This is a genomic window from Janthinobacterium sp. PSPC3-1 (assembly GCF_049896105.1).
In the GTDB taxonomy this organism is placed as follows: domain Bacteria; phylum Pseudomonadota; class Gammaproteobacteria; order Burkholderiales; family Burkholderiaceae_D; genus Janthinobacterium.
The window spans coordinates 120,673-138,555 of the sequence record NZ_JAFCTQ010000006.1; the positions used below are offsets into that span (position 1 = coordinate 120,673).

The window sequence follows — 17,883 nt, forward strand, 5'->3', positions numbered from 1 at the left end:
TGTTTGTCAACTGATTGACTTGTCAAAGACTAAATCCATGTTGAATTTTTTGCATAAAAAAGCAATTGCCAGCGCCATCTCGGCGCCCCCTGGTCTGGGCGCCGTGGTGCTGCTGTTCGGCACCCTGGCCAGTCCCTGCGCACTGGCCGATATCAGCGACACCATCAAGCCGTTCGCCGCCGCGTCGTATTCCTACGACGATAACCTGATGCGCTTGCCCGATGTGGTGGCGGGCTTTGACGGGCCGCGCTCGGATACCTCGCGCCTGCTGCAAGCCGGTTTCCTGTTCAACCGCCCGATCGGGCGGCAGATATTGACGGGCCAGGCCAAGTGGTCGAAGGTCAGTTTCAACCGCTTCAATCAATTCGATTACGACGGCAAGGATTTCCTGGCCGATCTGGAATGGCATGTCGGCAATCACCTGGAAGGCCATGCGGGCGCCAGTTATTCGCAAACCCTGACGCCGTTCAGCGACTTCCAGAGCAATGTGCGCAACCTGCGCACCGAGCGGCGCGAGTATCTCGACGGCGCCTGGCGCTTTCATCCCAGCTGGCGCGTGCGCAGCGGCATCACGCGCGAGCGCTATTCCTACGACCTGCCGGCGCAGGCGTTTTCGAACTGGAGCGAAGACGCGACGGAACTGGGGCTCGACTACCTGGCGCCCAGTGGCAGCCGCATCGGCCTGCAGTTGCGCCACCTCGACGGCAGCTATCCGAACCGCCTCGGCGACGCCTCGGCGGTGTATGGCAATGGCTATCGCCAGGACGAGGCCAAGGCGAATATCTATTGGGAACTGAGCGGCATCACTCAGATCGAGTTTCTCGGCGGCTGGGTACGCCACCGCAACAAGATGCTGGCGGGCCGCGACAGCAGCGGCAGCAATGGCCGCCTCAGCGTGTACTGGCAGCCGCTGGGCAAGGTGCGTTTCACGGGCATGGTCTGGCGTGAATTCGGTTCGGTCGACAATTCCCTGGTCACCAGCAGCCTGAATACGGGCGCCAGCCTGGGCAGCGTCTGGACCATCTCGGCCAAGGTGCGCGCCGAAGCGCAGCTGCGCCGCGTACGGCGCGATTTTTCCGCCGTCAGCGGCCTGACCTTGCCCGGCGACGGCCGCGACACCACCAGCACCGCCTCGCTGGGCCTGACCTATGCGCCGCATCCCAAGGTGCAACTGGGCGCGCGCGTGTTCCACGAGCGGCGCACCGGCGCGTCCATCATCGATAGCGGCAACTACCGCGCCAAAGGCGTTTCTTTCAATGGCAGTGTACAGTTTTAAACAATGAACATGACGGTCAACGATATTCCCCTGATTTCCTTCTTTCAACGGGTCCTCGATCCCCTGGTCATCATGGGGCTGCTTTACCTGCTGGCGTTCGCTTCCGGCTCGCCTTTTACCGGCTATACGCTGGTGCTGATGATACTGGCCATCTTCATTTCGTCGACCGTGTTCCATCATGTCGACCCCTACCGCACCTGGCGCAGCGGGCGCATGCTGGCGTATGCGCGCGACATCCTGATCGGCTGGGGCATCACGGCCCTGATCCTGGTCTTCCTCGGCTCGGCCACCGGCCTGGCCTATCATTTCGATACCGATGTGGTACTGGCCTGGCTGGTCCTGACGCCGTTCGTCTTGCTCGCCTGTCATCTGGCGGCGCGCAAGTTCAGCCTGCGTCCCGATGGCGAAAGCGAGGTGCGCTCGGTGGTGATCATCGGCGCCAATGACGCCAGCCTGAAGTTTGCCGCCACGATCGCGCGCAATCCCAACCTGTTCATGAGCGTGCGCGGCTTTTTCGACGACCGCACCGATGACCGCTGGCCCGAGAAGATGCGCGAGCCGATGCTGGGACGCATGAACGATATCGCCGCCTATGTGCGCGAACACCATATCAAGATGATCTTCATCAGCCAGCCCATTTCGGCCCAGCCGCGCATCCGCAAGATGCTCGACGACCTTGAAGACACGACGGCATCGGTGTATTTTTTGCCCGATATTTATATCTTCGACCTGATGCAGGCGCGTTTCGACAATGTGGGCGGCATGCCCGTGATCGCCATCCGCGAGTCGCCGTTTACAGGCTATAACAGCATGATCAAGCGCGGCAGCGATATCGTGCTGGGCTTGCTGATCCAGATTTTGTTGCTGCCTGTAATGCTGCTGATCGCCATTGCCGTCAAGCTCAGTTCGAAAGGCCCGGTGATTTTCCGCCAGCGCCGCTACGGCCTGTACGGCGAAGAGATCGTGGTCTACAAGTTCCGTTCCATGACGGTGGGCGAGGATGGCGACAAGGTGGTGCAGGCCACCAGGAACGACCAGCGGGTGACCAGGGTCGGCGCATTCCTGCGCCGCAGTTCGCTCGACGAATTGCCGCAGTTTTTCAACGTGCTGCAAGGCCGCATGAGCATCGTCGGGCCCCGCCCGCATGCGGTGGTGCATAACGAGCAATACCGCAAGTTGATCAAAGGCTACATGCTGCGCCACAAGGTCAAGCCCGGCATTACCGGCTGGGCGCAGGTGAACGGTTTGCGCGGCGAGACCGAAACGCTCGACAAGATGGAGGCGCGCATCCATTTCGACCTCGATTACCTGCGCAACTGGTCGCTCTGGCTCGATTTGTGGATTATCATACGCACCGTGAAAGTGGTGCTGGCGCGTGAAAATGCGCATTGACGTGCGCCCGGGTCGTTGCAGGATGACGCCACTGTTAAAAATAGCGTTTGAATAAACGTTGTGCGGGATTAAACCGCGTTAAAATGGCGCATCGTGCTGCCGAGTGCGCCGTCCCATGGTGACAGGCGCGTCAAGCGCGTGATTGCCGGTCCGCGTGTTGCGGTGGTTTGCCTTCCTCCTGGAAAGGCTGCGATCATGTTCTCCCTCTCCCGGCCTTGCCCCTGCCGGCGTTGCGTTACCGTTACTGGTAGCTTGCAAGGCAACGCGACTCATCATCAACAAGCATTATCGCCGCGTCTGATGCATAATTATTTGCAATCAAGAAGACGTTGGAAAAAGTTGTTTTTTTATCTTGTTAGTAGATATTTAGGCAAATATTTCGCTTGTTGAGATGTGTCAGCTGTATTATATTTACAAGATTGTTAATTGTTTGATGCATATCCATGTCTTGGGGAAAACATCGGGCGATGACCGTGCCGCACACCAGCGCCGGGCCGTTCGCCGATTTTCCCGCCGAGGTATGCATCTTCCTGCCGGTTATTGCTAAGGAGCACGCTTGAATCATTTTACCCACTCCGCTTACGCCCCTCGTGCGCCACGCCTGCTGTGCGCCGCGCTGGTCCTGCTGGCCGCGGCCGGCCTGTCCGCCTGCGGCGACAAGGACAAGAAGCCTGGCCAGTCGCTGGCCAGCGTCAATGGCAAGGAAATCACCATCCTGCAGCTCAATGAAGAGCTGCAGCGGGCCGGCGTGCAGTCGTCCCAGCAGGCGGCCGCCAGCAAGCAGCTGCTCGAGTCGCTGATCGACCGCCAGTTGCTGCAAAATGAAGCGGAGAAGGAAAAAGTCGATCGCGATCCGAAAGTCATGCAGGCGATCGAGCGTGCCAAGGCCCTGATCCTGGCGCAGGCCTACATGCAGAAGCGCATCGGCGCCGCCGTGCGCCCGAGCAAGCCGGAAGTCGAGGCCTATTTCACGCAGAATCCGCAGTTTTTCACCCAGCGCAAGCAATTCGACATGCGCCAGCTGATCCTGCCGACCAGCGCGCTCAACGATGAACTGAAGGCCGTGATCGATGGCGCCAAGTCGCTCGAAGACGTGGCGCAATGGCTCGATGGCCACAAGGTCGCCTACGCCCGCAGCCAGGTGTCGCGCACCAGCGCCGACCTGGCGCCGGAACTGAGCAGCAAGCTGGCGGCGATGACGAAAGGGCAGTTGTTCATCGTGCGCGAAGGCGAGCGCAGCCTGCTGGTGTCGCTGGCCGACGTGAAGGACAGCCCGGTCGGCCTGGACGCGGCTACGCCGCAGATCGAACAATTCCTCGCCAACAAGAAAAGCAAGGATGCCGCCGACGCCGAGCTGAAACGCCTGCGCACCAGCGCCAAGATCGAGTATTTCAACAAGGACGCGGCCCCGGCCGCCGCAGCCGTCCCGGCGCCGGCTGGCACGCCGGCAGCTCCGGCGGGCAGCAGCAATGAAGCCAATGAGCGTGGCGTGGCCGGCTTGAAGTAAGTGCGGCCATTACGTAATTCAACATCAGCACTAACCTAGGGGTATCAGTAATCATGAAACGACTCGCAAACTGGATGATGGCGGCCTTTTTGTTCCTGGCCGCGGGCATGGCCGGCGCCGCCGATGTGCCGCTCGGCGCCGGTGACGTCCTGAAAATCTCCGTCTACGGCAACCCGGACCTGGGCCTGGAGACGCGCGTGAGCGAGGCGGGCCAGATCACCTTCCCGCTGGTGGGTGCGGTCGATATCGGCGGCCTGTCGGCCTCGGCGGCGGAAAAGAAACTCGGCGGCCTGCTCGAAAGCGGCGGCTACCTGCGCAAGGCGCAGGTGAACATCATCGTCACCAGCCTGCAAAGCCAGCAGGCCTCGGTGCTGGGACAAGTCAACCGCCCGGGCCGCTATCCGCTGGAAGGCAAGCGCACCGTGATGGACATGCTGGCCATGGCCGGCGGCATGAATCCCGAAGGATCGGACCAGGTCAGCCTGATCCGCAAGCGCGCCGGCAGCACCTCGCGTGACGTGATCGAGATCCTCGACATCGTGCGCAATGGCGACCTGAAGGGCGACATGGACGTGTCGGGCAACGACATCATCTACGTCGAGCGCGCGCCGCGCTTCTACATCTATGGCGAAGTCCAGCGCCCCGGCGCGTTCCGCCTGGAACGCAACATGACCGTGGTGCAAGCCCTGGCCGTCGGCGGCGGCCTGACACAGCGCGGCACCGAACGCGGCGTGCGCATCAAGCGCCGCAATGCGGCCGGCCAGGTCGAAGTGATCCAGGCCAAGCACGACGACCTGCTGCTGGTCGACGATGTCGTGTATGTCCAGGAAAGCCTGTTCTAAGCGCGTACCCGCGCCTCATCGTCAAGTATTGAAAGTCTCATCATGAATCTCTCCCAACTGTTGCTGATCCTGCGGGCGCGCAAGACCATCGTCTTGCTGACCCTCCTGATCACCGTCGCGCTGGCGCTGGGCGTCAGCCTGGTCTTGCCGAAGACCTACAAGGCCACCAGCACCTTGCTGATGAACTACAAGGGCATCGACCCCCTGACCGGCGTGACGCTGCCGGGCCAGCTGCTGCCCGGCTACATGGCGACCCAGGTCGACATCATCGGCAGCAAGAACGTCGCGCTGCGCGTGGTTGACCAGCTCGAGCTGGCCCGCAGCCCGGCCGTCATCGCCCAGTTCAACGAGGCGGCGAAAGGCAAGGGCACGGTGCGAGACTGGCTGGCCGACCTGCTGCTGAAAAAACTGGAAGTGATGCCCTCGCGCGAAAGCAGCGTGGTCGACATCAGCTTCAAGGGCGCCGACCCGCAATTCGTGGCGGCCGTGTCGAATGCGTTCGCCGAGCAATACCAGAAGGTCAGCATCCAGCTGAAGGTCGATCCGATGCGCAAGGCGACCACCTATTTCGACGACCAGACCAAGCTGCTGCGCGACAACGTGGAACAGGCGCAAAGCCGCTTGTCGAAATACCAGCAGGACAATGGCATCGTCAGTCTCGACAACCGCCTCGACGTGGAATCGAACCGCCTGAACGACCTGTCGGCGCAGCTGGTCATCGCCCAGGGCCAGTCGATGGAAGCGACCTCGCGCCAGCGCATGGCGTCCGGCGGCAATACTTCCGAATCGCCCGACGTGGCCTCGAACCCGCTGATCCAGAGCCTCAAATTGGGCCTGGGCAATGCCGAAGGCAAGCTGGCCGAGCTGGGCCAGCGCCTGGACCGCAATCACCCGCAATACCAGAGCGCCAAGGCCGAAGTCGACAAGCTGCGCCGCGACCTGGCCGAGCAGACACGCGCCACCTCTCAGAGCGTGGGCAACAATGCGCAGATTTTGCAACAGCGCGAGGCGTCGATCCGCGCCGCCCTGGCCGCGCAAAAGGCCAAGGTACTGGAACTGAACCGCACGCGCGATGAAATGGGCGTCATGAGCAAGGACGTGGAAAGCGCCCAGCGCGCCTTCGACGTGACGTCGCAGCGCCTGTCGCAAACGCGCATCGAAGGCCAGGCCGAGCAGTCCGACATCGCCATGCTCAATCCGGCCGTGGCGCCGATCCAGCCGGACAGCCCGAATATTCCGCGCAACGTGCTGCTGTCGATTTTCGTCGGTATCATGCTGGGCTGCGGCATCGCCCTGCTGGCCGAATTGCTGGACCGCCGCATCCGTTCCGACCAGGACCTGAGCGACGTGCTGCAGATTCCGGTGTTCGGCGTGGTCGACTGGAAACCGAAACAGCGCCGCATGCGCGGCCTGCGTGGCTTGCTGCCGCGCCGCCTGCGACTCAATTGAGATGGAACTGACATGACATCAAGTGCACATGTATTGAATAGTACGCCGCAGCCGCGCGGCGCCGACTCCAGCATCGGCGGCCTGCTGCTCGAATCGGGCAAGATCACGCCGGAAAACGCCGAGCGCGTGCTGCGCATGCAGAAGGAACTGGGCATCCGCTTCGGCGAAGCGGCGCAACGCCTGGGCCTGATCACGGAAGCGGACATCCAGCAAGTGCTGGCGCGCCAGTTCGACTATCCCTATCTGCAGCCGGGCGCCGGCAAGTATCCGCAGGAACTGGTGGCGGCCTATCAGCCCTTCAGCTCGCAGGTGGAAATCCTGCGCGCCGTGCGCAGCCAGCTGATGCTGCGCTGGTTTGCCCGCGGCAGCAAGTCGCTGGTGGTGCTGGGCATGGAACCGGGCGATGGCGCCAGCCTGTTTACGGCCAACCTGGCGGTGGTGTTTTCCCAGTTGGGCGAGCACACCTTGCTGGTCGACGCCAACCTGCGCAAGCCGCGCCAGCATGAAATCTTCGACCTGAAGACACGCCAGGGCCTGTCCGACGTGCTGGCCGGACGTGCCGAACTCGACATCATCGCCAAGGTGGAGTCGTTTGTCGCCCTGTCGGTGCTGGCGGCGGGCACCTTGCCGCCGAATCCACAGGAATTGCTCAGCCGCAGTTCCTTTGTCACGCTCAACAAGCAGCTGGAAAGCCGCTACGACGCGGTGCTGTACGACGTGCCGGCCTACACCACCGGTTCCGACGCGATCGCGGTGGCCGCGCGCGCCGGCGGCGTGCTGCTGGTGGCGCGCAAGAACAAGACGCCGATGGCGGACGTGGCCGCCATGTCCGAGCAGATGACGCAAAGCGGGGCCCAGGTGGTCGGTTCCGTGATGGTTGATTTTTGATGGCTGCGCACGGCCACGCCATTCCGCCGGCCCGTACCGGCCGCTTTGCGCTGCCCGACTGGCTGCCGCTGGCGCTGGGCTTCCTGGCCATGCTGCTGCCCAGCCTGGTCGGCCTGTTTCGCGGCATCTGGTCCACCGAAGAGCAGGCGCACGGCCCCATCATTCTGGCCCTGTCGCTGTGGCTGATCTACCGCAAGTGGCCCGAGATGCTGGCGGCCAGCGCCGGCGCCCCGTCCAGCCGCGCCGGCTGGCCGCTGCTGGTGGCGTCCTTGCTGCTGTACGTGCTGGGCCGTTCGCAGCAGATACTGTCGCTGGAAATCCTGGCCCTGATCGGCACCGGCCTGGCGCTGCTGCTGCTCAAGCGCGGCCGTCCCGCCGCGCGCGTGCTCTGGTTCCCCTTCTTTTTCATGCTGTTCATGGTGCCGCTGCCGCTGCCGCTGGTCACCACCCTGACCATGCCGATGAAGATGGCCGTATCGTATGTCACCGAACACCTGCTGTTCCTGGCCGGCTATCCGATCGCGCGCACCGGCGTGATCCTGCAGATCGGCCAATACCAGCTGCTGGTGGCCGACGCCTGCGCCGGCCTGCAGACCCTGCTCACGCTCGAAGCGCTGGGCCTGTTCTACCTGAACCTGGTGCGCCACACCTCGCCGTTCCGCAATATCGTGCTGGCGCTGCTGATCGTGCCGATTTCATTTACCGCCAATGTCATCCGCGTGATGACATTGACCCTGATCACCTATTATTTCGGCGACGCGGCCGGCCAGGGCTTTTTGCACGGCTTTGCCGGCATGGTGCTGTTCATCAGCGCGCTGCTGCTGATTCTTGCCGTTGATTCCTTGCTGCAATGGATCGTGCGCAAGCGCGGCGGTGCTGGCGCACCGGCCGCGGGAGTGGCGCCATGACTGCCTCGTTACGCATGAACTTGCTGCTGGGCGCCTTGCTGCTGGGCGCCGCCATCCTCAGCCGCGCGGTGGCGCCCGGCGTGAAAATGTCTGACCAGCGCCCCAGTTTTTCGCTGGAAACGGCGATACCGCAGGCGTTTGGCGAATGGCGCCTCGACAACACCCTGGTGCCGCTGCAGGTCGATCCGGAAACCCAGTCGCGCCTGAACAAGATCTATAACCAGACCCTGTCGCGCACCTATGTCAATCCGCGCGGCGAACGGGTGATGCTGTCGATCGCCTATGGCGGCGACCAGAGCGACAACATGAGCGTGCACAAGCCCGAGGTCTGCTACGCCGCGCAAGGCTTCCAGGTCGAGCGCGACGAATACGGCGAGCTCGCTACGTCGTACGGCAAGCTGCCCGTCAAGCGCCTGCTGGCGGTGACGGGCAACCGCAGCGAACCGATCACCTACTGGATCACGGTTGGCAACAAGATCAGCAAGGTCGGCCTGCAGCAGCGGCTCGAGCAATTGCGCTACGGGCTGACCGGCACCGTCGCCGACGCCATGCTGTTTCGCGTTTCCAATATCGACACCGACTTGCCGCACTCGTATCAGTTGCAGGCCAATTTCGTCAACAGCCTGCTGGCCAGCATGCCGGCGGCCGAGCGTAGCCGGCTGATCGGCACACCACCGGGCTGATGCGCGCCCACGGCGCCCGTCGCCGTGGCAGACAGTGAGAATCATGGGCAGCGATATCAATCAAAAAAGCGTCAGCGCCGTCAAGTGGGCGGCGATGGGCACGGTCGCCATGTTCGGCCTGCAACTGGTCACGCAAGTGCTGCTGGCGCGCCTGCTGGGTCCGGAAAGCTACGGCTTGTTCGCGATGGGCTTGCTCGTCATGACGTTCAGCAATTTCCTCGCCGATTTCGGCTTTTCCTGGGGCCTGGTGCAAAACCAGACCCTGAACGAGGAAGACGTGCGCTTCACGGTGACCTGGCAGGCCATCACCGGGCTGGCGGCGATGGCCTTGCTGTTCTTTATCGCACCGTGGGTCGCCGTATATTTCAAGGAGCCGCGCATCGCGCCGGTGATCGCCTGGATGAGCCTGACCTGTGTGCTCAATGCGCTGACGGCCACCGGCAGTGGCCTGCTGCGCCGCCAGCTCGATTTCCGCGCGCTCAACATCATCCAGCTGACCAGCTATATCGTCGGCTACCTGATGATCGGCCTGTCGATGGCGTATGCCGGCGCCGGCGTGTGGACCCTGGTGTGCGCCTGGCTGGGCCAGTCGGCCACGGCGCTGCTGCTGACCTATGCGCGCACGCGCTTTTCGCTGCGCCCGCTGCTGTGGTACGAGGGCGCGCGCCGCTCGACGCATGTGGGCCTGACGGTGTTCGTGACCAATCTGTGCAACTGGTTCCTGAACAACCTGGACCGGGTTTTCCTGGGCCGCTTTCTCACCGCCCACGCGGTCGGCGTGTATGCGGTCGGCTACAACCTGGCCAATACGCCCAACGGACTGTTCCTGAACGCGCTGCAGCCGGCGTTTCTCGCCACCGGCGCCAAGCTGCAGGACGACATGCCGCGCCTGCGCGACATGTATGTGTCGGTGCTGGCGACCATCTGGATCGTGATCCTGCCGCTGTTCGTGCTGCTGGCGGTGACGGCGCCGGCCCTGATCGGCGTGCTGTACGGCACCGTCTGGCAAGAGTCGGGCATCGTGCTGGCCATCCTGGCGCTGGCCATGCCGGCCTATATCACCTGGGGCATGTCGACCCCCATCTTGTGGAATACCGGCGGCAAGCACCTGGAAAGCCTGCTGCAGCTGCCGCTGATCGTGGCAGCCGGTGCCATGCTGTTTTGGTTTGCGGGGCAGGGCGCGGCCACCGTGGCGCTGATCGCCGCCGGTACCTTGCTGGCGCGCGCGCTGGTGGTGGGCACGGCCGCCTGCCTGCGCCTGCACGTGGGCCTGCGCGACCTGGCGCCGCTGGCGTCGCGCGGCGTCGCCATGGCGCTGCTGGCCGGCGCCGGCAGCTGGGGCGGCACCGTGCTGGGCGGCATGGCGAGCGGCCATCCGCTGGCCGCTTTCCTGGGCGGAGCCTTGCTGGGCGGCGCGCTGCTGCTGGCCGCCGTGCTGGCCTGGCCGCCGTTGCTGGGCCTGCGCGTAGTCGGCATGCTGGGGCGTTTCAGTCCGCCCGTGCCGGCCGGCGTCATCCGCTATCTGCGCGAGCGCTGCGGCGCCGGCAACCATTTAATCGAACCGCGAGAACTACATGAGTGAAATACTGTTTGGCCTGTTTGCTCTGGTCGCCGCGCTGGTGGTGGTGTTCGTCATTGCCTTGAGCATTCATTGGGGCAGCAAGCGCGCAACCGGCCTGGTGCCGTATGTGTTTTACCCGGTGATGTTGTCGATTGCCGTTACCGCCATGCTGTCGAACCGCGATTTTTCGCTGAGCGAGATCTTGTTGGGCGTCAAGGCGGTGGTGCGCCATCCGGCCACCGTCTGGCTTGGCCGGTTAACCTCGTTGTTCGTGATTTTCGCCTGCGGCGAACGCTTCCTGCACCGCATGACGTCGCGCGAAAAGGCGCAGGCCATGCCGCTGCTGCTGTTCTGGGCGTTCGTGCTGTATTTCCTCAGCAATATCGTCAGCCCGGCCCTGTTTGGCCGCCATATGGAAGTGTCGCATGAATACCTGTACATGTTCCTGGCCGGCTGTGCCGCCATGCTGATGAAGCCCAGGGAAGTGGACTTGAGCATCGTTTCCATGCGCAATGCCAACTTGCTGTTCCTGGTGCTCAGCGCGGGCATGCTGGCCTGGAAGCCGAACATGGTCATCGTCAAGAACTACCATGGCCTGCTGCCTTTCCTCAACGTACGCTATGCGGGGCTGGCCAGCCATGCCAACGTGCTGGGGCCGATGGTGGTGGTGTATCTGCTGTGCCTGTGGCGCAAGCCGTTTGCCTGGCGTCCGCTGAACCTGTTCGCCTGGGTCGTGGGCATTGCCAGCCTGCTGCTGTCGCAATCGAAAACCAACTGGATCGCCTGCATCCTGTGCTTTGCCTGTATCGCGTATTTCGGCTTTCGCGAGCAGATCAAGGAACGCCTGTTCGATTACCGCCGGCCGCAGTTGTCGATCATCGCCATCTTCTGCTTTATCCTGCTGTGCACGATGGGCATGCTGTTGGTGATGTTCGGCAGCCTCGATGCCAAGCTGGCGCGTTTCGCCTCGAGCGACGAAGGTTTTGAACTGATGAGCCTGACGGGCCGCGACGTGATCTGGCAGGTGGCGGTGCAGGAGTGGTACAAGAGTCCGATTTTCGGCTATGGCCTGCCCTTGTGGGATGATGCTTTTCGCGCCAGCATCGGCATGCCATATGCCACGCATGCGCACAGCCAGTTTTACCAGAGCCTGGCCAGTGCCGGCACCATCGGCGTAATCGGCCTGGTGCTATATGCGCTGGTGCTGCTGTACGCTTCGGCGCGCACCGCCAGGGCCAGCCAGGGCCTGTCGATGGCACTGTTCGTGCTGATCGCCAGCCGCTCCTTCAGCGAGGTGCCGCTGTCGCTGTCCGGCTTTGCCGCCGAAGCCCTGACCCATGTGCTGCTGCTGATCATTATCACGGCGAATTATCCGGTGGCCGACAAAGAGGCCGTCAGGGCGCGCAGGGCGCGCATACCGGGGATGGCGTGATGCTGTGTTCGGTTGTTATTCCGCTGTACAACAAGGCGGCGTATATCGAGGCCACCCTGGCTTCGGTGCTGGCGCAAACCCATGCCGACTGGGAAGTGGTGGTGGTCGACGATGGCTCGACCGACGACGGGCCGGCGCGCGTGCAGGCCTGCCTTGATCCGCGCGTGCGGCTGGTGCGCCAGGCCAACGGCGGCGTGTCGCGCGCGCGCAACCGCGGCATCGCCGAAGCGCGTGGCGAACTGGTGTGTTTCCTCGATGCCGATGACTGGTACGCGCCCGACTACCTGCGTACGCAGGCCGGCATGGCGCTGGCCTATCCCGCCGAGTCCTATTTCGCCACCGGCTTCAAGGGCGTCACGCCGGGCGGCGATGCGCGCCTGGCCGATGCGCCGGCCTTGTCGCCGCAGCAGGTGGAAGTCGTTGATGATTTCTTTGCGCGTTGCAATCGGCAATGGCTCTCCTTCTTTACCGGCTCGGTCGCCGCCAGGCGCAGCGCGCTGTTGGCTTTGCAGCCGTGTTTTCCCGAGGGCGAGCAGTTCGGCGAAGACCTGGACCTGTGGTTCCGCCTGGCCGAACGCCACCGCCTGGTGCAGACGGCGCTGCCGCTGGTGGCCTACCGGCTGGACGTGGGCGGCAGCCTGAGCGCCATCTCCGGGCGTGACGTGGTGCTGCCCGTGTTTGCCCGGCTGGAACAGCGCGCCCGCGGCTGGCCGGCCAGCGATCCGGCGCGCCGGCCGGCCTTGCTGCTGGTGTCGAATGCGCGCGTGGTGGTGGCGCGCGAACTGCTCGAAGCGGGCCGCCGCGGCGCGGCGCTGGCCGAAATGGGGCGCGCCATGCGCAACGGCGTCACGCGCCACTGGTGCAGCACGGCCATCATGTGCCTGCTGTTTACACCGGCCATGACCAGGCGCTGGTCGTTGTGGCGAAAATCACGCATCGCCGCTTAATATAGTCGTTGCCGATGGGCATTTCGGTATAATTGAGGGAATTGCCCAAGTTCTTCTTGGTTAAAAAATCACCTCTTGCTTTTGCATCAAAAGACCGTCCCCCTTGCGTTACGGTAGCGTCGCGCAATGTCGATGGTCACCCCGGATCCATGCCCAACCTGACACCCGCCGAAGGAATTGCCTCCATGAAATCAAGCAACCGCCCCCTGTTGCGTTCCGCTTTGCTATTGCTGTTGCCTTTGTGCGGCGCCGCCCGGGCAGACTGGGTACAGGCGACCGATCCGCTGGCCATCCGACCACTGCCGGACAACATGCAGACCCAGGCGCAGAACCCGCCGACTTTCTCGTGGTCGCGCCATCCTTCGGCGCCGCCGGAATACGTGGTCCAAGTGTATCTGAATGGCGTGCTGAACCGTACTTTCAAGAGCACCCGCAACTGGTATTTGCCACCGCGAGCATTGCCTGTTGGTAACTATACCTGGCGCGTGCGGCCATCGACCTCGCAGGAGTGGTCGACCCCGCGCAGCTTCGTGATTGCCAGTAACTCGCAGTTGTTCGAGGTGGCTGAAAACCTGGCGCTGCGCAATGCCGTCACGCGCAAGGCGCGCCCGCGCGCGCTGCCCAGCGGCCTGAAGCCTTTCTCGTCATGGAGCGCCGCCATGCGCGCCGACCGCCAGCAGGCGCTGACGGGCCTGACGAACGAAGTGAACTACTACGTCTCGTCGCTGAAAACCGTGTCCGACAGCGAGTGGCCGCTGCCGGGAAGCAAGATCCGCACGGCGGCGCTGGTGGCGCAGCAGTCGAACATCATGCAGCGCGTCAATCCGAATGCGCGCCAGCTGGAGGGTGCCGCGACCTTGTACCGCCTGACCGGCCAGCAAGCCTACCTCGATGAAGCGATCCGCCGCGGCGACCAGTTCGCCGCGCTGGACGTGAACGGTCCGACCAGTTTTGCCAACCAGGACATGGGCAGCCGCGTGATCGCGCAAAGCCTGATGAAAGCGATCGACATGCTGGCCGGCGCGCTGGTGGTCAATGGCGACACCACGCGCCGCGACAAGTGGCTGTCGGTGGTGGCGGCGCGCACCAGCGCGCTGTACGCCGACCTGTCGGCCGGCGGCGGCCGTCTCGACCAGCTGCCCTACGATTCGCACGCGGCCACCAGCATGGCTTACCTGACCCTGACCTCGACCCTGGCGCTGGGCGATATTCCCGCCGCGGCCGACTGGTTCGATTTCTCGTTCCGCGCCTTCGTCAGCTCGTTCAGCGTCTGGAGCGGCCCGGAGGGCGGCTTTGCCAACGGTACCGCGTATGCGGAATACGAAGCGGACTTCGCGCTGCAGATCTGGCCCGCGCTGGCGCAGGCGACCGGCGTCAACATGTTCGACAAGCCCTGGTCGCGCGGCTACGCGCAGTTCCTGATGCATTTCGTGCCGCCCGGCCAGCAGACCCACGTGTTTGGCGACGGCCACGAGACGGCGCCCGAATACCGTTTCATGAAGGGCTTCGCCTCGCGCTACGCCACGCCGCAGGCGGCCTGGTATGTGAAAAACCTGACCCGTCCGGACGACGTGCTGGCTACCTTGCAGGCGCCGTATCCGATGCCGGTCGCGACCGTTGCCGCCGCGGCCGCCACGCCGCCGGCCAATGCCGCCTACTATCCGAGCATCGGCTGGACCGCCATGCACAGCAACCTGGCCGACAGTGGCCGCACCTCGCTGTACTTCAAGGCCAGCCCTTACGGTTCCTTCAATCACAGCCATGGCGACCAGAACGGTTTCGTGCTGTTCAGCGGCGGCGTGCCGCTGCTGACGGAAACCGGCTGGTACGACTGGTACGATTCGCCGCTGTGGAATTCCTGGTACCGCCAGTCGAAGTCGCACAATGCGCTGACCTTCGACGGCGGCATCGGGCAAGTGGTGGAGGGTTATGAAGAGCCGCTGTCGCGCAATGGCCGCATCAACGCGTTTTCCACCACGCCTGCCGTCGACTACGTCGAAGGCGACGCCACGCCGGCCTATGCCGGCCTGCTGAAATCGGCCACGCGCAAGATCTGGTATGTGCGCGGCACCGACACCGCCGTCATCCTCGACCAGTACGCGTCGGCCACGCCACGCGTCTTCGAGTGGAACTTCCATGGCTATGCGCCTATCGTCGCCGATGCTGCCGGCAATATCTCCATCACCAACCAGGGCCGCAAGGTGTGCCTGGTGCCGCTGGCCACCAGCGACCAGCGTTTCGAGCGCCGCGTCGGCCCGCCGCCGCAAAGCGGCACCTATGAAGACCACGGCGTGTTCGTCAAGGCCGCCGCCGCCACCAGCGGCGAATTCCTGACGGTGCTCGACGTCGGTTGCAAGGGCACGGCCGTCAGGCTCGACACCAGCGGCGGCCTGCGCAAGGTCGTGGTCGGCACGCAAACGTTGACACTGCCATTGCCAAAGTAATCGCGGCACCCCAGGCCGAAAAAAGCAATACCGCCTGGTATTGCTTTTTTTTTCGGCTCTGGCGTGCCGCTAAAACCATGCTGTTCGGGTAAGATGATTGATCGTTTCATATGGGCATAGCCTGATGCCGGCAGTGGCCGTGCCCCGTTTTCCACTGCCGCGCAAGCTGATTGCTTCTGCCTATGTCCCTGAAGATCTTGCAACTGGTGCCGGAAAGCCTGCCCACCTTTCGTCCCGATGTGGCGGTACTGTTCGGCAAATACCTGCCGCGCCACGGCGTCGCTTGCGATATCGTCGGCATGCCGTCGCCGCAGGCGCCGCAGGCGCAGGGCTTTCGCTCGGTGCGCACTCCGCGCTTTCACGCCAGCCGGCTGCGGCGCGAACTGGCTTTTCAACTCGGCTGTCTGCGCGCCTTGTGCGGCGCGCGCCGCGCCGATTGCGACGCGGTCCAGGTGCGCGACATGGTGCCGACCGGCCTGCTGGCGCTGCTGATCGCCCGCCTGAAGGGCATTCCCTTTTATTACTGGGTTTCCTACCTGATCAGCGAAGGGCGCATCGAACGCGCGCGCGCCGGCCTGGCGCAGCGAGCGACCTTGCGCGGACGCCTGGTGCTGTGCAAGGGCCTGGTCGAGCAGTGGCTGCTGTATCGGGTGCTGCTGCCGCGCGCCGACCACGTCTTCGTGCAGAGCGAGGCGATGCTGCAGATGATGCGCGGCAAGGGTGTCGCCGCAGGGCGGCTGAGCGCCGTGCCGATGGGGGTCGACATGGAAGTGCTGGGCCAGCAAGCCATCGAGCCCGTGCGGCCCGACGGCTGGCACGGCGTGCCGCTGCTGGCCTACCTGGGCACGCTGGACCAGTCGCGCCAGCTCGAACGCCTGCTCGACGCTCTGCAGATCGTGCGCCGTGACGTGCCCGGCGCCTGTCTGCTGCTGATCGGCGCCTCCGACACGCCGTCCGACGTCGATGAACTGCTGGACCATGCGCGGCGCGCCGGCCTTGCCGACTGCGTGCGCGTGACGGGCTGGCTGCCGTCCAGCCAGGCCTGGCCGCTGCTGGCCGGCGCCGACGCGGCCCTGTCGTATATCCCGCGCGGCGCGCTGTACGACGTCAGCTCGCCCACCAAGCTGCTCGAATACCTGGCGCTGCGCATGCCGGCCGTCGGCAACGACAGCCCGGACCAGGTGCAGGTACTCTCGGGCAGCGATTGCGGCTGGCTCACCAGCAGCGATCCGGCCGCGATGGCCGGCGCGATGGTCGACATTTTGCGCGACGTGCCGGCAGCGCGCGCGCGCGCGCAGGGCGGCGCCGCGTATATCGACGCGCAGCGCAGCTACCGCGTATTGGCGGGCGAACTGGCGGCGTGTTACCACCGCCTGGCGGGTACTGTTGCATCGTGAGCGCGAAATAACGGCGCCTTGCGCACAATTGCAAATCTATAACATATAATGCAAATATGACTACTGTAATGCTGCTGGGACCTGCCCTCGATGCCGTCAGCGGCGTGACGACGCATTTGAATCAATTGTTTCATTGTTCGCTGGCGCGCGACTTTCAACTGGTGCATTTCCAGGTGGGCAGCGAGGGGCGGCGCGAGTCGCGCCTGCACAAACTGCTGCGCTTCGCCTGGAGCCCATTCCAGTTCCTGCAGGCCTTGCGCGTGCAGCAGCCGCAGATCGTGCATATCAATACGTCGATGGAGCAGAAAAGTTACTGGCGCGACCTGGCCTATTTGCTGGTGGCCAAGGCCATGGGCAAGCGCGTGCTGTACCAGGTGCATGGCGGCGCCTTGCCGCAGGTGTTTTTTGGCGGCAAACCTTTGTTGACGGGGCTGCTGCGCCGCGTGCTGCATTTGCCCGACGTGGTGGTGCTGCTGGCGCAATGCGAGTTGCGCGGCTACCGCAGTTTCGATGCCAGCTTGCCGCTGGAGGTGATCCCGAACGCCATCGACGCGGGGCAGGACGCGGGCGAGAAGCCGCAATCGCCGCAATCGCCGCTGTCGCTGGTGTACGTGGGGCGCCTGGCCGCAAGCAAGGGCTTGTTCGAACTGGTCGAGGCGCTGGCGCTGGCGCGCGCGGCGGGCAGCACGGCCACGCTGGCGCTGGCCGGCAGCGGCCCGGCGCAAGCGGCCTTGCGTGCGCGCGTGGCTGCCTTGCGGCTGGAGGGGCAGGTCAGCTTCCTGGGCCCCGTGTTTGGCGCGGCCAAGAACGCCTTGTGGCGCGGCGCCGATGTGTTCGGTTTTCCCACGCATCACGAAGGATTGCCGTATGCTTTGCTGGAAAGCATGGCCGCGCGCACGCCGGTGCTGATCTGCCCGGTGGGCGCGATTCCGGACGTGGTGCAAGATGGCGTGCACGGCCTGTTCGTGCCGCCGCGCGATCCGCAGGCGCTGGCCGACGCCATCGTGCGCCTCGATCGCGACCGGGCCCTGTTGCGGCGCATGGGCCAGGCCTGCCGCGAGCGCATCGATAGTCACTACGCGGTCGAGCGCCTGGCGCACGATTTCCGGCGCGTCTATCGCGCCTTGCTGGCGCCGCCAGCGTCAGAATAGTTTTTT

Annotated in this window: 14 protein-coding genes; all 14 read left to right on the forward strand. The window is 64.1% G+C overall.

Annotated elements, in window-relative coordinates; translation table 11 throughout:
• Positions 1–37 precede the first annotated feature (37 nt).
• The 14 genes from epsL (at position 38) to ACP7B7_RS09225 (ending at position 17,877) form a co-directional block, all read left to right on the forward strand.
• Positions 38–1,276 (forward strand): XrtB/PEP-CTERM-associated polysaccharide biosynthesis outer membrane protein EpsL, encoded by a 1,239-nt coding sequence (gene epsL / locus ACP7B7_RS09160; RefSeq protein ID WP_426076474.1) that lies wholly within the window; start codon positions 38–40, stop codon positions 1,274–1,276.
• 9 nt (positions 1,277–1,285) lie between these two features.
• Complete coding sequence (locus ACP7B7_RS09165) at positions 1,286–2,668, forward strand: undecaprenyl-phosphate glucose phosphotransferase (protein ID WP_426076475.1); 1,383 nt, start codon at positions 1,286–1,288, stop codon at positions 2,666–2,668.
• Between the two features lie 556 nt (positions 2,669–3,224).
• Positions 3,225–4,175, forward strand: a complete 951-nt coding sequence (locus ACP7B7_RS09170; RefSeq protein ID WP_308922502.1) for an EpsD family peptidyl-prolyl cis-trans isomerase — start codon at positions 3,225–3,227, stop codon at positions 4,173–4,175.
• Between the two features lie 53 nt (positions 4,176–4,228).
• A complete protein-coding gene (gene epsE / locus ACP7B7_RS09175) occupies positions 4,229–5,017 on the forward strand; it encodes a polysaccharide export protein EpsE (protein WP_308922501.1) in 789 nt (262 codons plus the stop codon).
• 42 nt (positions 5,018–5,059) lie between these two features.
• Positions 5,060–6,466 (forward strand): chain length determinant protein EpsF, encoded by a 1,407-nt coding sequence (gene epsF, locus ACP7B7_RS09180; RefSeq protein WP_426076476.1) that lies wholly within the window; start codon positions 5,060–5,062, stop codon positions 6,464–6,466.
• Between the two features lie 12 nt (positions 6,467–6,478).
• Positions 6,479–7,354, forward strand: coding sequence for a chain length determinant protein tyrosine kinase EpsG (epsG, locus tag ACP7B7_RS09185; RefSeq protein ID WP_308922499.1), 876 nt, complete (start codon positions 6,479–6,481; stop codon positions 7,352–7,354).
• The gene (gene xrtB / locus ACP7B7_RS09190) at positions 7,354–8,262 is read left to right on the forward strand and encodes an exosortase B (RefSeq protein WP_426076477.1); all 909 of its coding nucleotides are present in this window, start codon (positions 7,354–7,356) and stop codon (positions 8,260–8,262) included. The genes epsG and xrtB overlap by 1 nt, the downstream gene beginning before the upstream one ends.
• Positions 8,259–8,945 carry an exosortase-associated protein EpsI, B-type gene (gene epsI / locus ACP7B7_RS09195; RefSeq protein WP_308922497.1) on the forward strand — a complete coding sequence of 229 codons (687 nt, stop codon included), beginning with the start codon at positions 8,259–8,261 and terminating at the stop codon, positions 8,943–8,945. Before xrtB ends, epsI begins: the two co-directional genes overlap by 4 nt.
• Before the next feature lie 43 nt (positions 8,946–8,988).
• A complete protein-coding gene (locus ACP7B7_RS09200) occupies positions 8,989–10,527 on the forward strand; it encodes a lipopolysaccharide biosynthesis protein (RefSeq protein ID WP_308922496.1) in 1,539 nt (512 codons plus the stop codon).
• The gene (locus ACP7B7_RS09205) at positions 10,520–11,938 is read left to right on the forward strand and encodes an O-antigen ligase family protein (RefSeq protein ID WP_308922495.1); all 1,419 of its coding nucleotides are present in this window, start codon (positions 10,520–10,522) and stop codon (positions 11,936–11,938) included. The genes ACP7B7_RS09200 and ACP7B7_RS09205 overlap by 8 nt, the downstream gene beginning before the upstream one ends.
• On the forward strand, positions 11,938–12,885 hold the full coding sequence (locus ACP7B7_RS09210) for a glycosyltransferase family 2 protein (RefSeq protein ID WP_426076478.1): 948 nt from the start codon (positions 11,938–11,940) through the stop codon (positions 12,883–12,885). Before ACP7B7_RS09205 ends, ACP7B7_RS09210 begins: the two co-directional genes overlap by 1 nt.
• Positions 12,886–13,070: 185 nt before the next feature.
• Positions 13,071–15,329: a heparinase II/III domain-containing protein gene (locus ACP7B7_RS09215; RefSeq protein ID WP_426076479.1), complete on the forward strand. Its 2,259-nt coding sequence runs from the start codon at positions 13,071–13,073 to the stop codon at positions 15,327–15,329.
• Between the two features lie 182 nt (positions 15,330–15,511).
• Complete coding sequence (locus tag ACP7B7_RS09220) at positions 15,512–16,726, forward strand: glycosyltransferase (RefSeq protein WP_426076480.1); 1,215 nt, start codon at positions 15,512–15,514, stop codon at positions 16,724–16,726.
• Between the two features lie 56 nt (positions 16,727–16,782).
• The gene (locus ACP7B7_RS09225) at positions 16,783–17,877 is read left to right on the forward strand and encodes a glycosyltransferase family 4 protein (RefSeq protein WP_426076481.1); all 1,095 of its coding nucleotides are present in this window, start codon (positions 16,783–16,785) and stop codon (positions 17,875–17,877) included.
• The last annotated feature ends 6 nt before the right edge of the window (positions 17,878–17,883 follow it).

Excerpts from the sequence above, each read along its gene's own strand:
- ACP7B7_RS09225 (WP_426076481.1), top strand. The coding sequence starts at position 16,783 with ATGACTACTGTAATGCTGCTGGGACCTGCCCTCGATGCCGTCAGCGGC.
- ACP7B7_RS09220 (WP_426076480.1), top strand. The coding sequence starts at position 15,512 with ATGTCCCTGAAGATCTTGCAACTGGTGCCGGAAAGCCTGCCCACCTTT.
- ACP7B7_RS09215 (WP_426076479.1), top strand. The coding sequence starts at position 13,071 with ATGAAATCAAGCAACCGCCCCCTGTTGCGTTCCGCTTTGCTATTGCTG.
- ACP7B7_RS09205 (WP_308922495.1), top strand. The coding sequence starts at position 10,520 with ATGAGTGAAATACTGTTTGGCCTGTTTGCTCTGGTCGCCGCGCTGGTG.
- epsG (WP_308922499.1), top strand. The coding sequence starts at position 6,479 with ATGACATCAAGTGCACATGTATTGAATAGTACGCCGCAGCCGCGCGGC.
- ACP7B7_RS09200 (WP_308922496.1), top strand. The coding sequence starts at position 8,989 with ATGGGCAGCGATATCAATCAAAAAAGCGTCAGCGCCGTCAAGTGGGCG.
- ACP7B7_RS09165 (WP_426076475.1), top strand. The coding sequence starts at position 1,286 with ATGACGGTCAACGATATTCCCCTGATTTCCTTCTTTCAACGGGTCCTC.
- epsF (WP_426076476.1), top strand. The coding sequence starts at position 5,060 with ATGAATCTCTCCCAACTGTTGCTGATCCTGCGGGCGCGCAAGACCATC.
- epsL (WP_426076474.1), top strand. The coding sequence starts at position 38 with ATGTTGAATTTTTTGCATAAAAAAGCAATTGCCAGCGCCATCTCGGCG.
- ACP7B7_RS09210 (WP_426076478.1), top strand. The coding sequence starts at position 11,938 with ATGCTGTGTTCGGTTGTTATTCCGCTGTACAACAAGGCGGCGTATATC.
- epsE (WP_308922501.1), top strand. The coding sequence starts at position 4,229 with ATGAAACGACTCGCAAACTGGATGATGGCGGCCTTTTTGTTCCTGGCC.
- xrtB (WP_426076477.1), top strand. The coding sequence starts at position 7,354 with ATGGCTGCGCACGGCCACGCCATTCCGCCGGCCCGTACCGGCCGCTTT.
- epsI (WP_308922497.1), top strand. The coding sequence starts at position 8,259 with ATGACTGCCTCGTTACGCATGAACTTGCTGCTGGGCGCCTTGCTGCTG.